Below are 13,584 nucleotides of genomic sequence, written 5' to 3' on the forward strand. Positions count from 1 at the left end.
AACCGCTCACTCGTCGAACGGCGACTTTGCGCCCTCCGGCATCGACCCCTCCTCGGCGACGAGGTTCTGCCGTCCGACGCTGATCTTCTCGATCATCCCGTCGTCGCACATTCGAGAGAGCAAGCGGCTGACCTTCGATTTCGACCAATCCGTCTCCTCGACGATCCGGCCCTGGTACATCCAACCGCCGTTCTCGCGCAGCAGTTGGACGACTCTGTCCTCGTCGCTCAGCATCGGCTGCGACGATTTCAGGAGTTCGTTCTCGTCGAACTCCATCGACGGCGGCGAATCCGCTTCTTCCTCGTTCGGCTCGTCGTCGTCCTCCGAGAATCGATCGAACAGGGCTGTCTCCGTCGGGAGCAACGACGCCGACGCGACCCCGGAAGAGTCGAGCGCCATCCACCCCCAGACGGCGACCACGCCGAAGAACGTCCCGCCCGCGAGCAGGACCACCATCGTTGTCCCCCTGTTCGTCGGGTCCGTTCCCAGCCTGACTTCGAGGTTATCGTTCAGACCGTCGTTGTCCGTGTCCACCGATCGTGGGTCGGTCCCGATAGAGACCTCTTGCGCGTCCGTTATCCCGTCCCCGTCGGTGTCCGGTGAGGTCGGAGACGTGCCGTAGTTTTTCACTTCCGGGCCGTCTTCGAGGCCGTCTCTGTCGGTGTCCCGTATCGTCATCGACGTCCCGTTCTTCAGCTCGTTCTCGTTCGAGAGCCCGTCTCCGTCGATGTCTCCGTCTTTGGCGATTGTCCGTATTTCGATCGTGTCGTTGCCGAGCGTTTCAGACCGACCGGGGAAATCGTCCCGAACGACGACGGTGACGTTGCTCGAACCCTCGAACGCCGAGAGGTTCTCGTAGGCAAACTGCACGGTGTGCTCACCCGAGATGCTACTCTCGGTCTTACAGGTCACGTTGTCCCCGGTGTCGTCGGACACGCAAACCTCGTACATACTCGTCTGGTTCGTGGCGGTGAACGTCGCGTTCAGCGTATTCGGCTCCGATTTCCAGAGCAGCACCGGTTCGCCCGTTTGGTTGGCGGGCACGGTTTCGTTGAACTCCGCTTGGACGTTTACCTGCGATCCGTTCGCCGCCGAAACAGGCGCAGCGAAGACGACCGCGACGAGCGCAAGCACCGTGAGGAGAAACGAGATCCGACCGAAGTTTCTCGTCGGGGTTCCTGTGCCGCCCAGCGTATCGACGATCCGGCGGAGGGTCCCACCGCTCCGGAGGGTCTTCAGGGCGGATTTCATCGTGAACCTCGCGATCGGAGGGGGCCAGAACTCATAGGTGCCTGCGTTGTCCTTGTAGGTAATTTTTGCGGACTACTATGAATCTCTCGCAATCGAACGTCGTTTTCATACCGCGCTTCCCGTCGTGATGTAACACATTTTAATTGCGCAATATATCCGTCGGAATTAGGTTAGATAACGGCTGTTCCGCGGTATGTGGAAATAAACGCTCTCCTTCGCAGTCTTATCTACCATCGACCGCACGGAGATCGTCGAGAACCTGCCAGAAGGTGAGTGTCGTGAAGCCACTCATAATCGCCAGCGCGACCGACAGGTACGAAATAGCGCCGATCAACGGCGCTTGGAGGACCGACGCTCCGATCAGCAGGGAGCTCGCACCCGAGACGCCGAGGTAGTACCATCCCCACGGACGATCCGGCTCGTCTTCGGCCTCATCGTCCTGCGCGTCGGGTGCTTCGAGGTGAGCGATGAGTTCCTCTGCGAGGGGCTTCTTCTCGACGATCCCTCGGCTCTGGTTGTAATCGATGACGCCCTCCTTGTCCAACTTCGGCAGGTGCGCCTGATACAACGCGATGTACACGCGCTGGCGCTGGTCGGACATCAACGCCTGCACGGTCGTGTCGTGCTCCCACGCGGCGACCTGTTCGGCGATGTCGCGCATCTGAACGGGTCCTTCGCGGTCACGCAGGTACTCCAGTACTTTCCTGCGCCGCTCGTTTTGGAGCAGGTGGTAGATCTCGTCCTTCCCGAGCTCGGTTTTCTCCTCTTTCGGCGTCGCGTGCTGATCGACGAGCGCATTTTCGTTGCCGCTTACTTGAGTAGTCATACTCACCCTGACTGTTATCTGGGACCCAAATAAATGCCCGAGTCCATCTCGATTGTTCTCGATTGTTGCAGCGTCGTTTCGGCATTGTTTCGAACTGTTTCAGGGAATAATCGCAATACTGCGCCAACATAGAAAGTACAACAACTGTCTGACGTGGGAGTCCCTAAATCCGAATAGAACCGAGTTGACCGTCCGAGAAACGGTTCGGTCACTCCGAAAACGGAACATACCTACCTATTCTCTGATACTATTTTTTGAGGGCTAGTTCTGTCGGGGATTCCCACCGCTAGTCGTCGATCCCAAATGCGGTGGTGAACCCGGTATCACTCGGAGTGAACGGTGGGTGTTGGCTCCACGCAGACCTCATCCGTGCAAAGGTGGATCGCCGAGATACGGCGAGCGGAAGACCGGCTTTCCGAACAGAAACGGCCGTCTGACGGTTGCAGAGCGTAGGGGCTTCGCGTCATATCCGGGCAGTAGCTGGTAGCCACTGACGCCGTGTCGAGGCAGTGTTTCGGATCGTCGGACAAACGGAGATTCACGCCCCTCAGTGTAGGGGTATCAAGCGATCGGGACGGACGTCGGGAGCTACGTGCACGGGCCAGAGGACCGTAAGGCGTCCGTACTGTCAGCAGCTATCTAACTCGAAGAGAAGAACCCGCTGCAACGTACAGAAACTCGCCGAGACCACGAAGGACGCGTCAGTCAGCGTCGATCCGTACCGGCGTCTTTCGATCCGCTGTCGACGTGGCTTCGGCGTCGAGCGACTTCGTCAAACTCAACACACGAAGGCCCTGCTCGCCGTCGACGACCGGATCCGAGCCGGATCGGGCGGCGTTCGCGAAGGACCGGAGTTCGCTCTTCAAGGGCTCGACCTGCTCGACCGAGAGCGTTTCGACGAGGTTTTCGTGACGGTGGCGGAGGAACGACTCGTCGTCGATGTAAGTGGGAACGGACGATCGGTGGATCTCGATGCTCTGGTCGATGTAGTCGACTTTCACCCGGCAGTCGGCGGCCGAGATCGTGAGCTTCCGAACCTTCTCTTGGGTGACCCGACTAGTCGTGAGTGATGCGGTCACGCCCGAGTCGAACCGGAGGTTCGCGTTCGCGTAGCGGCCCTTCGGCGTCCCGACCGCGTTGTAGGATTCGACTTCGCCGTCGACGAGGTCGAGGACGATGTCGAGGTCGTGAATCATCAGGTCCATCACGACGGTGTCGTCGATCATCCGGTCGACGGGCGGGCCGAGGCGTTCGGTCGAAACCGCGTAGACGTCGAGATCGTCGACGAGGTCGCCGAGCGTCTGGATCGCCGGATTGAACCGCTCGATGTGCCCGACCTGCAGGACGAGGTCGCGTTCGTCGGCGAGGGCGGTCAGCTCTCGGCCGTTCCGGGGATCTTCGACGAAGGGCTTCTCGACCAACACGTGAACGTCAGACTGGAGGGCGCGCTTGGCGTTCTCGTAGTGGAACTGCGTCGGGACGGCGACAGAGACGACGTCGGCGACTGCCAGCAGTTCGTCCATCGACAGCGCGGTCGTTCCGTACTCGGCGGCCACCTCGGTCGCCCGCTCGCCGTCGACGTCGAAGACGCCGACGAGGTTCGTCTCGTCGATTTCATCGTACACGCGCGTGTGATTTTGCCCCATACTTCCGACGCCGATGACCCCGGCGTTCACTCGCTCGTCAGTCATCGGCCACCTCCGCGACCGCGGCCGGACCCTCGGGCGAGGCGATAGACACCTCGTCCCGGAGGACGGTTCCGATCCGTTCGACCTCGCTGTCATCGAGAGCGGGGTGCACTGGCAGCGAGAGCACCTGTTCGGCGACCCGTTCTGCGTTGGGTGCCTGGACGTCGTAGCCGTCGTACGCCGGTTGGTCGTGGATGCAACGCGGGTAGTACACGCCGGTTCCGATCCCCCGCTCGTCGAGTTGGTCGGCCACGTCCGCTCGATTGCCGACGCGGATCGTGTACTGATGATAGGCGTGGTCGTACCCGTCCGGGACCGCGGGCGTGACCGCGTCCGTGTCCGCGAGCAGGCGATCGAGACGCGACGCGTTCTCGCGACGCGCCTCGACGAACTCGGGGAGCCGATCGAGCTGCGCCCGGCCCATCGCCGCCGCGACGCTCGTCATCCGGAAGTTGTGGCCGACCGAGACGTGGCGGTAGCCGTCGGACTCGCGCCCGTGGTTGATGAAACTCGCCGCCCGCCGAGCGATGGACTCGTCGTCGGTGAGGACCATCCCTCCCTCGCCGGTGGTCATGTTCTTCGTCGGGTAGAACGAGAAGCACGCGACGTCCCCGAGCGACCCCACCGGATCGCCGCGGTAGCTCGCCCCGTGCGCCTGCGCGGCGTCCTCGACGACGGCCACGTCGTAGTCGTCGGCGATGCTGCGAAGGCGATCCATCGGTGCCGAGAGACCGTAGAGGTGGACGGCGACCATCGCCTCGACGTCGCCGTCGAGGGCTTCGAGCTTCGCTTCGACGCTCTCGGGATCGAGGTTGAACGTCTCCGGGTCGACGTCGGCGAAGACGGGTTCGGCCCCGGCGAGGCGTATCGCGTTCGCCGTGGCGACGAAGGAGAACGGCGTGGTGAGCACTCGGTCCCCCGGTTCGACGCCCACCGCTTCGAGCGCCGTGTGGAGGGCCGTCGTCCCGTTCGACGTCGCGACGCCGTGTCCGACGTCGCAGTAGTCCGCGAACGCGGCCTCGAAGTCGCGGACCTCCGGGCCGTCTGCGAGCATCCCGGACTCGATGACCGACTCCACGTTCGCGAGTTCGGCGTCTCCGAGTTCTGGGTCGGCGATCGAGATCCGATCGGTCATCGACGCGCCCCCTCCCGGTTCGGTTCGACCGCGGTGTCGCCCGCGGGCTGCTCGACTCCCTTCTGGTTTCGACGTGTGCCTCTCATAGCGTGATCTGCGGATTCTACCGCTGACGATGCTCGGCACTGTCTCCGCATTATTATGAGTCAGATAAGCCCGTCACGCATCCAGAGGGGGGTTTCGGCGTACGATAGACGGCCACACCCGGGTTTTATTTTCACAGGCCCGATGTATCCAGACACGGATGTCCCCGACGCGGTCACCCAGTGGCCCGGACGATACTGAGACAGGGGCCACACCGGAGCTCGACGTTATGCCCGGGTTCGGTGGCGTCTCGGAGAGTGACCGCCGCGAGGAGATCGTTTCGCTCGTCGACGAACGACCGACGACGCCGTACACGGTCGGTGAACTGACGGTCGAACTCTCCGAGTGGTTCCACGCAGAGACCGACGGAATGGTCCCGACCGACGAGGAGATACACAGCACGCTCTACGACTTCGACCTCCCCGCCCTCGACAACAGTGGGCGGATCGTCTTCGACGAGGCGACTGGCCGGGTGTACGCGACTGATTACGAGGCAGCGAGGCGATCGATGTCGCCGGATTCGGGCCCAGAGCACGGAGCGTCCGTCGGTGATGGATCATCGGACGCGACCGCGCTGACCGGAGAGCGCGTCACGGTCTCGAAGAGGTTGCTGACGGACCTCGCCGTCTTGGTGGTCGGCCTGCTCGGCGTCGCCGTCGCGGCGTCGGACCTGCTCCCCGTCGGTACGTCGACGGCACTCGTTCCGGCCGGACTCGTCGTCCTCTATTTTATCTCACGCGCGTGAGGGTCGGTCGCCGACGCAGAAACCCACGGAAACCAACGTCCCCGAGCAGACGCTCCCGATTCGGTTATCGCCTCCATAAGCAAGTGTCGATTTCGCCTATCTATCGGCGTGCTCGATCAGAACGTTGCCGAGTCGAACCGAGTCTCAGGAGCGCCGGTCTGGAGGGCGAGATAGCGTATGCTCTCGGGCCAGTTCGTCCCGATGAGCGCGACGTTCGTCGGACTCGCACTCGTCACCTCCGGGGTAGGACACACGGGTCTGACCCGGTTGTCGCTCGCTCGGACGCACCAACTCGTGTTCCTGTTCCTCCTCTCTGGGACGATCAGCCTCGCGCTGTGAACGCGGTGAGGGGGCGATCGGGACCGCCACGTCGGCGTCGGTTAGGGCGTTCCCGGCGGAGCCGCGGCTCAACTCGTGGTTTTGTCAGACGCTAAGCGTAGCCGCGTCGGATTATCTGGTCGATAGTAATCATCGCTTCGGCGGTGTAGTGTGGTATGTTCGCATCAGCACGTATCCGGGGTACGTACGGTTCCCACGTGACCGCGAAACTCGCCCTCAAGACCGGTCGTGCCCTGACCAGCAACCGCGACGAGATCGTCCTCGGACACTCCCCGAGCGAGAGCGCACGGCTCCTGGCCGACGCCGTCTCCACCGGGATCCGCGAGTGCGGTGGGACGGTCGTGCGGCTCGGAGAGACGGCCGGCCCGACGGTCGCGAACAGCGTCAGCCGGCTGGGCGGTGACGGCGGCGTCGCGGTCGTCGCCGTCGGTGGGCGACCCGAACGAGCCAGTCTGAAGCTGTTCGACGGCGACGGGTCCCCACTCTCGTGGGAGCAGCAGAGCGAAATCGTCCGGCGGGTCAACCGATCGACTGCCGACATCGCTTCGTGGGGGGAGTTGGGGTCGGAACGACGATTGGATGACGCCACCGCACGTCACGTCGAACGGCTCTGCGAGAACCGCCCGACGTTCTCCGACACCCGCGTGGCCGTGGCCGTCGGCGAGTACGAGACCGCTGTCACGGCCGAGGCCCTCGACCAACTCGGCTGCGAGGTGGACCGCCTCGCCGACACGAGCGACGACGCGCTCCCGCAGGGACGCATCTCGCCGGGGGACGACGTGTGCGCGACGCTGCGACGCGCGGTCGCGACCTCCGACGCCGACTTCGGCGTCGCACACGGCGTCGACGCAGAGCGACTCGTCGTCGTCGATGGACGCGGTGAGATCGTCGAGGGGAACTCGCTAGTGGCGCTGTTCGCGCGAGGCGCGGTACGCGACGCAGGCCACGGTGCGTGCGTTGCGATCCCGCAGGGTGCGAGTCGGCGGATCGACGACGTCGTGGCCGACGTCGGGGGACAGGTCACCAGACCCGAGGCGGAACGGGACTCCTGGCCGCGTCCGGGAGGGTCCGCAAACGTCGTCTTCGGCGGTGACCCGAACGGCGTCCACCAGTGGCCACAGGAGTCGCCCTGTCCGGACGCCGCGTTGTCGGCGATCAAACTCGCCAGTCTCGTTGACGACGGCGCGGCTCTCGCCGAGCAACTCACGGACGTCCCAGCGTATCCGCTCTACTGTAAGTCGTTCGGGGTCGACAGTCTCGCCAGCGAGATGATCCGGGTCGCCGCAGACGCGAAGGAGCGCTTCGAGTCCGTCTCCACCGACGGCTGCGTGCTCGGCGAAACCGACGACGCCTGGTTCGTCGTCAGGCCGGACCGGACCGAACCGGCCCTTCGAGTGACTGCAGAGGGGACGTCGAAGCGCAGCGCGAAGCAGTTGTTCGAGCGCGTTACCTCCTTGATCGCCGACGAGCAGACGACGGTCGCCACGTGACCTGCCACTCGCGTCGACGGTAATCCGGTGAAGGGGCTCCGGTGTGAGGCGACTATCGGTCTCGGGTCACTGTTTCACCGGCCGGGATCGAAGTCCCGTGAGACAGTTTCACGCCGGCGTCGAGCGTGGCATCGATCCCCGTCCCGACGTCGTCGCCGACGACGACGCCGAAGTTCTGCCGACCGGTGGAGACGCGGTCGCCTTTGACCGTGACGACGACGTCGCTGCCGTCCTGACAGCGGTTGACCACCTTGAGCCCGGGGCCGAAATCGACCTCTCGCCCGACGACGCTGTCACCGACGTAGGAGTGGTGGCCGACCCGGGTATCCGCGAGGAGGACGCTGTTTTCGATCTCGACAGCGCGCTCAACGCTGACGTTCGGGCCGATGAACGTCCGTCCACGGACGTACGCGTTCGGACCGACTTCTGCGCCCGAGGAGACGACCGCTGGTCCGTCGACGACGGTCTCCTCTCGGATCGTCGCCCCCTCCTCGACGACGACGTCTCCTCGAATCGTCGCGTCGTCGCTCACGTCGCCGTCGACCCGTCTGTCGATCGTCCCGAGTTTCCACTCGTTGGCTTCGAGGAGCTCCCACGGCCGCCCGACGTCCATCCAGCGGTCGAGCGTCACCGAGGTGACGTTGAAGTCCTCGATGACCCGTTCGAGCACGTCGGTGAGTTCGCGCTCGCCGCGTTCGCTCTCGGGAACGTCGAGCGCGTCGCGCGCCTCCGCCGGGAAGACGTACGCCCCCGCGTTCACGAGGTCGTTCTGCGGCGCGTCGGGCTTTTCGACGATGTCCGACACCGCGCCGTCGGCCACGGTCAACACCCCGTAGTTCTCCGGGTCCGGAACGCGGATGGAAGCGACGCTCGGTGCGGCCGCGAACAGTCTGTCGATGCCGTCTGGATCGTAGAGGGAGTCGCCGGAGAGGACGGCGAACGGTCCGTCGATGTGCTCTTTCGCGGCGTGAACGGCGTCTGCGGTGCCGCGCTGTTTCGATTGGACGACGTACGTGACGGGCACGTCACGGTGGGCGGTTCCGAAGTGATCTCGTACGCGCTGTTGGCCGTGACCGACGACGAACAGGAGTTCGTCGGCCCCCGCTTCGACGGCGGCGTCAGCGGTGTGCTCGGCGATCGGCCGGCCGGCGACCGAAAGCATCGGTTTGGGCGTCGCGTTCGATAGCGGTCGCATTCGAGTCCCGCGTCCGGCGGCGAGTACGATTGCCTGCATACCCCATCGGTGCGGAACGGGGGGGCGTTATTATCCGTGAGATAAGCGCACAGTCCCGCCACTCTGCTCGCCGGCGTTTCTGGGAGGCCCTATCCGTGCAGGACTCCGTGCTGCCAGAGCAGATCGCGCGCCACGGCGAGTTCCCACGTCACCGCATCCTCGAAGTGCGTCTCCTTTCGGGTCGTCTCCACGAGATACCCCGGGAGGCGGAGGTCGCCGTACACCTTGTGAACGAGTCGCGGGTGCGATCCGTCCAGGGAGTTCCCGCAGTCGAAGTCGTAGTACGTCGGGTACTCCGAGAGGTCTACGTACTGCTCGTTGACGTACTCGCAGGCACCCACCGCGTTCCCGGGCGTCGCAGCGGTCGGGAAGACGGCCTGTCCGACCTTGCCGTCGTGCTTGTAGATGCCGCTCGAACTGTGGAGGTCGACGACGACGTCCGGATCGTGCGAACGGAGTTCCTCCCAGAGCGCGCGAGCGAGGGTCGACGTCGGCTCAGGTCCCGTGGGGAACTGCTGGTTGAGGTCGCCGTCGGTCGTGTACCGCGCTCCGATGTCGACGGCGGGCTTGTTCGCGTAGGGAACGACGACGAGTTTCCCGCCCGTCGGGCGGAGCCGAGTCACGTGCCTCGCGGCGGTGTACCCCTCCGGTTCCTCACCGTGAATCCCGCCGACGACGAACGCCGTCGGCCCGGGTCTCCCCGATTCGATGACGTACACCGGCGTCTCGTAGTCGGTCCCCGGAAGCAGCGAGTGGGTCTGAACCGACCCTTCGTTGGCCCTATCGAGGCGCTTCCGGATCCAGCCGAGTACGTCGGCGTAGTTCCCGTGCTTGTGATCGCGGAGCAGGCGGATCCGCGGCACGTCGGAGATCCCGTAGCGGACTGCTTCGTCGGTCGCGCCGCGAACGAGTGCGTCGTACCGGTCCCTGTACGCCCGGTTGGCGATCTTCGTGACGTTTCGGACGCCCGCGAGGTCCATGTAGGACTCCAGCCGGGAGTGCGTGTACGTCTTCGTCGTGAAGTTCCAGAACATGAACTCGAAGAACGTCCAGAAGTTCTCCGGTTCGACGTCCCAGACGCCGTGACCGGCGCGCGCGGCACGGGCCTCTCCCTCGTCGTCGCCGACGAGGTAGGTGTCGACGTCGTCCGGTCGATACGAGAGGAATCGGACCTCGAGATTCAGGTGGCCCGGGACCACGTATTCGCGGACGATGCGCTCCAGATTGTGCTGTACGAAGTACTGGGAGGCTTCCGAGAGGAAGTTGACGTAGACGACCAGCGTGGGATTGCTGTCGTCCGTTCCCATCGTCGGGTACAATCGATCGCTGAGGTACGGTGCGGTTCCGACGACACCCGGCGAAAAGTCGGCAGAGACGGGCTGTGCTCCGGCGGCACCGACGAGCGTGAGCCCTCCGGCGGCCGTGAGAAAACGGCGTCGAGTTAGTTGTGGATTCACTGTCGTTCGTATCGAGAGACGTGGCGGATCCCCGAGAGTAGCGTCCTTCACATATGCAGCGTTGATATAGTCGTGTGACCGACAAACACACCGAGTCACTCGGTTTCGGAGCCGTAGAAATAAATTCGGAATCGAGGGTCACGGATTAAACACCCTAGAGAGACCGTCGAGATCCTATTCGGTCACTGACTAGACACCGGCCTGACGCTCACGTTCGGTCGGGTGCCGGAGCAGGATCGGCGCGCTCTTCGACCATCGCCATCGCCTCCTCGAACAGCCCGTCGGCTTCGGCGTCGGTTCGCGCTTCGGCAGTCACTCGGACGAGCGGTTGCGTTCCGCTCGCTCGAACGAGGAACCACCCGTTGTCGGTCTCGACTCGGAGCCCGTCGCGGTCGTCGATCCCCTCGTACTCCGCGCGGAGCGGCGCTTCGACCCGGTCGAGAACGCGCCGCTTGTGGTCGGTACTGACGCTTCCCCGCCGCAGTGGGTACCCGTCTATCTCGTCGGCGAGATCTGCCAGTGGCCCACGCCGGGACACGAGTTCGACGAGTTTACACGCCGCGAGCGGGCCGTCGGGGCAGGGTGTCTCCCCGCTCCAGATCCACGCCCCCGAGGGTTCGCCGCCGAAGACGACGCCCGGTTCGGCGCAGCGCTCGGCGACGAACGTGTCGCCGACGCGAGTCCGAACGACGTCCGCACCGACCTCGGCGACGGCGTCGTCGACCGCGAGGCTCGTGTTGACGGGAACCGCGATTCGGTCCCCGTCGGTCGCCGCCTCCCGCGCGAACACGGACAGGAGCGTATCGCCCGCGACGACACGCCCGTCGCCGTCGACCGCGACCATCCGGTCGGCGTCCCCGTCGTGGGCGATTCCGAGGTCGGCGCCGACGGCCTCGACGTGCGTTCGGAGCGGTCGAATCGCCTCGGCGGTCGGTTCACTGGGCCGACTGGGAAATCGCCCGTCGCGCTGTCCGTTGAGCGTCGAGACTTCACATCCGAGGTCCGCGAGCGCGTCCGCCGTCAACCGACCGGTCCCGTTCCCGACGCCGACGACCACGGAGAGCGGAGCGTCGATATCCACGCTCGTTCGGAGCTCCTCACGGTGGCGTTCGTACGTGTCTCGTTCCCGTATGGACCCGATCCCGTCCCACGCGGCAAACTCGTATTCCTCCTCACGAACGCGGCGCTCGATACGCTCGCGTCGGTCGCGCCCGAAGGCCCGCCCGGAACTCGTCCACAACTTCACGCCGTTGTCGGTCGGCGGGTTGTGCGACGCCGTGATCGCCGCGGCGGCGTCGGCCCCCAGCCACTCTGCCGAGCGCGCAATCGTCGGCGTCGAGTTGGTCCCGATACGGATCACGTCGGCCCCGCACTCGGCGGCACCCGCGATGAACGCGTGTTCGAGCATCTCCCCGCTCGTGCGCGCGTCGCGCCCGACGACGACGAGGTCGGCCCCCTCACTCGCGAGGGCCCGTCCCAGCGACAGCGTCAGATCCGCAGTGATTTCCGCTCCGATCGGCCCGCGGACGCCACTCGTTCCGAACATACGCTCTCCGGAGGAACGCCCGACTCCTTACTATGGGAGGGGTAAGCAACGGCGAGGCGCATCGCTGTACCGTCGGAGGTCGGCGGACGGCACTCCCCGTTCGACGGGGAGCACTCACTTCACGCCCAGTCGTGTCCGCTCCACGGAGATCCCCCGATTAGGGGGTTCGTAGCACCAGACGGATCGCTAGGAGGATTGTGCCGGCCCAATTTCCTGGGACGCTAGGGGGTCTTTATTTCAGCAACTATCGCGGCAGTTCATGTGGGTTGCCCTCCTTCCGTGCGACTATGGAGGTTCACCAACTGACCGCTATTCAGCGCGATCTCCTTTTCGTCGTGCGAGGGATGAGCGAGTCTTCCGGACAGCGTATCAAATCGGAACTCGAAGAGACGCAGGGACGCGACCTGCTCGCGGGGCGCGTGTACACGAACCTGAATCAACTCGTCGAATGCGGGTACGTCGAGAAGGGGAGCAAAAACGGGCGGACGAACGAGTACTCACTGACGGACGCTGGGCGTGAGGCGCTCCGGGACCGCCGATATTGGGAGCGGCGCTACGTCTCCGGGACCAACTGATCGGCGTTAGGAGGGTGATACGCGGTCCTCCGAGAGCCGGAGTAACGGCTGAATCGGCCGAGTGCACCGTCGAGTCGATCGTTCTGACGGTCGAACCACTCCGGGAACCGCTTACTCCGCATATAATAAACACCCGATGCCGACTACGGCTCGGTGATGACGCAACGACAGTCGAGCCGCCGACGGTTCCTCCAGCTGAGCGGTGTAGCCACTATCGCCGGCCTCGCCGGTTGTTCCAACGGCACATCTTCGGGATCGACGACCACCTCGAACGAGACGACGTCGTCGTCGACGGAGACGGCGACTTCCGTGCCCGAAAACCGGATGAAGGGCCCCCGAGACGGTGACGACCTCCCGAGCGACCCCGCGCCAGACGACGGGTACCCACCCGAGTTCGACACGGTTCCCGAAGAGCGCGACATCGACACGAGCTCCTACGACGTCCTGCGTCGGGAGATCGACGGTGAGACGGTCGAGGTCCCGCTCGTCCCGATCGAAGACGCCTACTACTGGTACGCACGCGGCGACGCGCGCTTCGTCGACGCACGAAGCGAAACCGGCTACGACGTTTCGCACATCTTCGGATCGGTTCTCAGCCCGGCCCCCGACGGTCGGCGAATGGATCCGACCAACGACTGGGACACCGCAGACCGCGTCGTGACCTACTGCCACTGCCCGCATCACCTCTCCTCGCTTCGCGCGGCGACCCTACTCACCAACGGGTTCGAGAACGTGTACGCCATCGACGAGGGGTTCCAGGCGTGGTTGGACCGGAACTACCCGCTCGCGGGCGACGACACCAACCGCGAGTACACAGTCCGCACGATCGAGGGGCGGACGGACGAGGCGGACGCCGGCGAGACAGTCTGGGCGTTCCACCCGCCCACCGACCAGGTCGAGGCCGCCGAGATCAACAGCGACGGGTCGTACACGCTCAAACTGAAGTTCGTTCAGGTTGACTCACAGAGCACAATTCAGATCGAGACGCCGAGCTACGCGATCCGCGCCCCGCTCGCTGAACTGACGAGCGGAACGGTCACGGCCGAAACGGGGCGTCCGGCCGAGCAGACGGCGACCGAGAATTCGACGACTACCAACACGACGGAGTCGTCGAATAGCTCCGAGACGTCCACGACTGACTCCTTCTCGCTTTCGACTCCGTTCTAAGGTACCAGCCTTCGAGCGGATTTCGTCGCCCGAAACAGACACCGCAG

At 64.6% G+C, this 13,584-nt stretch carries 12 protein-coding genes; 5 read left to right on the top strand and 7 right to left on the bottom strand.

Going from position 1 to position 13,584, the window contains the following annotated elements:
• Positions 1 to 6: 6 nt before the first annotated feature.
• The 4 genes from ACP99_RS06815 to ACP99_RS06830 form a co-directional block, all read right to left on the bottom strand.
• A complete protein-coding gene (locus tag ACP99_RS06815) occupies positions 7 to 1,251 on the bottom strand; it encodes a helix-turn-helix transcriptional regulator (protein WP_049985881.1) in 1,245 nt (414 codons plus the stop codon).
• A gap of 223 nt (positions 1,252 to 1,474) precedes the next feature.
• Positions 1,475 to 2,077, bottom strand: coding sequence for a DUF7344 domain-containing protein (locus ACP99_RS06820; protein WP_049985882.1), 603 nt, complete (start codon positions 2,075 to 2,077; stop codon positions 1,475 to 1,477).
• A gap of 701 nt (positions 2,078 to 2,778) precedes the next feature.
• Complete coding sequence (locus ACP99_RS06825) at positions 2,779 to 3,768, bottom strand: Gfo/Idh/MocA family protein (protein WP_049985883.1); 990 nt, start codon at positions 3,766 to 3,768, stop codon at positions 2,779 to 2,781.
• A complete protein-coding gene (locus ACP99_RS06830) occupies positions 3,761 to 4,900 on the bottom strand; it encodes a DegT/DnrJ/EryC1/StrS family aminotransferase (RefSeq protein ID WP_049985884.1) in 1,140 nt (379 codons plus the stop codon). The genes ACP99_RS06825 and ACP99_RS06830 overlap by 8 nt, the downstream gene beginning before the upstream one ends.
• Before the next feature lie 313 nt (positions 4,901 to 5,213).
• Between ACP99_RS06830 and ACP99_RS06835 the strand changes: the two genes are divergently transcribed.
• The 3 genes from ACP99_RS06835 to ACP99_RS06840 all read left to right on the top strand — a co-directional run bounded on the left by ACP99_RS06835 (position 5,214) and on the right by ACP99_RS06840 (position 7,558).
• The gene (locus ACP99_RS06835) at positions 5,214 to 5,729 is read left to right on the top strand and encodes a DUF7344 domain-containing protein (RefSeq protein ID WP_081927220.1); all 516 of its coding nucleotides are present in this window, start codon (positions 5,214 to 5,216) and stop codon (positions 5,727 to 5,729) included.
• A 177-nt stretch (positions 5,730 to 5,906) separates the two neighbouring features.
• A complete protein-coding gene (locus ACP99_RS19880) occupies positions 5,907 to 6,068 on the top strand; it encodes a hypothetical protein (RefSeq protein ID WP_156105621.1) in 162 nt (53 codons plus the stop codon).
• 155 nt (positions 6,069 to 6,223) lie between these two features.
• Complete coding sequence (locus tag ACP99_RS06840) at positions 6,224 to 7,558, top strand: hypothetical protein (protein ID WP_081927222.1); 1,335 nt, start codon at positions 6,224 to 6,226, stop codon at positions 7,556 to 7,558.
• Positions 7,559 to 7,610: 52 nt separating this feature from the next.
• Here the strand turns inward: ACP99_RS06840 and glmU are convergent, their stop codons facing one another.
• The 3 genes from glmU to glmM all read right to left on the bottom strand — a co-directional run bounded on the left by glmU (position 7,611) and on the right by glmM (position 11,795).
• Positions 7,611 to 8,792, bottom strand: a complete 1,182-nt coding sequence (glmU, locus tag ACP99_RS06845; RefSeq protein ID WP_049985887.1) for a bifunctional sugar-1-phosphate nucleotidylyltransferase/acetyltransferase — start codon at positions 8,790 to 8,792, stop codon at positions 7,611 to 7,613.
• 89 nt (positions 8,793 to 8,881) lie between these two features.
• The gene (locus ACP99_RS06850; RefSeq protein ID WP_049985888.1) at positions 8,882 to 10,249 is read right to left on the bottom strand and encodes a succinylglutamate desuccinylase/aspartoacylase domain-containing protein; all 1,368 of its coding nucleotides are present in this window, start codon (positions 10,247 to 10,249) and stop codon (positions 8,882 to 8,884) included.
• Positions 10,250 to 10,457: 208 nt separating this feature from the next.
• Positions 10,458 to 11,795 carry a phosphoglucosamine mutase gene (gene glmM / locus ACP99_RS06855; protein ID WP_049985889.1) on the bottom strand — a complete coding sequence of 446 codons (1,338 nt, stop codon included), beginning with the start codon at positions 11,793 to 11,795 and terminating at the stop codon, positions 10,458 to 10,460.
• 344 nt (positions 11,796 to 12,139) lie between these two features.
• On the opposite strand from glmM, the gene ACP99_RS06860 reads away from it, so the two are divergent.
• Together ACP99_RS06860 and ACP99_RS06865 are read left to right on the top strand one after the other, a co-directional pair.
• On the top strand, positions 12,140 to 12,370 hold the full coding sequence (locus ACP99_RS06860) for a PadR family transcriptional regulator (protein WP_231554231.1): 231 nt from the start codon (positions 12,140 to 12,142) through the stop codon (positions 12,368 to 12,370).
• A gap of 156 nt (positions 12,371 to 12,526) precedes the next feature.
• On the top strand, positions 12,527 to 13,537 hold the full coding sequence (locus ACP99_RS06865; RefSeq protein ID WP_049985891.1) for a rhodanese-like domain-containing protein: 1,011 nt from the start codon (positions 12,527 to 12,529) through the stop codon (positions 13,535 to 13,537).
• Positions 13,538 to 13,584: the final 47 nt, after the last annotated feature.

The organism is Halobellus rufus, from assembly GCF_000739575.1.
In the GTDB taxonomy this organism is placed as follows: Archaea; Halobacteriota; Halobacteria; order Halobacteriales; family Haloferacaceae; genus Haloquadratum; species Haloquadratum rufum.

Excerpts from the sequence above, each read along its gene's own strand:
- ACP99_RS06815 (WP_049985881.1), bottom strand. The coding sequence starts at position 1,251 with ATGAAATCCGCCCTGAAGACCCTCCGGAGCGGTGGGACCCTCCGCCGG.
- ACP99_RS06820 (WP_049985882.1), bottom strand. The coding sequence starts at position 2,077 with ATGACTACTCAAGTAAGCGGCAACGAAAATGCGCTCGTCGATCAGCAC.
- ACP99_RS06825 (WP_049985883.1), bottom strand. The coding sequence starts at position 3,768 with ATGACTGACGAGCGAGTGAACGCCGGGGTCATCGGCGTCGGAAGTATG.
- ACP99_RS06830 (WP_049985884.1), bottom strand. The coding sequence starts at position 4,900 with ATGACCGATCGGATCTCGATCGCCGACCCAGAACTCGGAGACGCCGAA.
- ACP99_RS06835 (WP_081927220.1), top strand. The coding sequence starts at position 5,214 with ATGCCCGGGTTCGGTGGCGTCTCGGAGAGTGACCGCCGCGAGGAGATC.
- ACP99_RS19880 (WP_156105621.1), top strand. The coding sequence starts at position 5,907 with ATGCTCTCGGGCCAGTTCGTCCCGATGAGCGCGACGTTCGTCGGACTC.
- ACP99_RS06840 (WP_081927222.1), top strand. The coding sequence starts at position 6,224 with ATGTTCGCATCAGCACGTATCCGGGGTACGTACGGTTCCCACGTGACC.
- glmU (WP_049985887.1), bottom strand. The coding sequence starts at position 8,792 with ATGCAGGCAATCGTACTCGCCGCCGGACGCGGGACTCGAATGCGACCG.
- glmM (WP_049985889.1), bottom strand. The coding sequence starts at position 11,795 with ATGTTCGGAACGAGTGGCGTCCGCGGGCCGATCGGAGCGGAAATCACT.
- ACP99_RS06860 (WP_231554231.1), top strand. The coding sequence starts at position 12,140 with ATGAGCGAGTCTTCCGGACAGCGTATCAAATCGGAACTCGAAGAGACG.
- ACP99_RS06865 (WP_049985891.1), top strand. The coding sequence starts at position 12,527 with ATGACGCAACGACAGTCGAGCCGCCGACGGTTCCTCCAGCTGAGCGGT.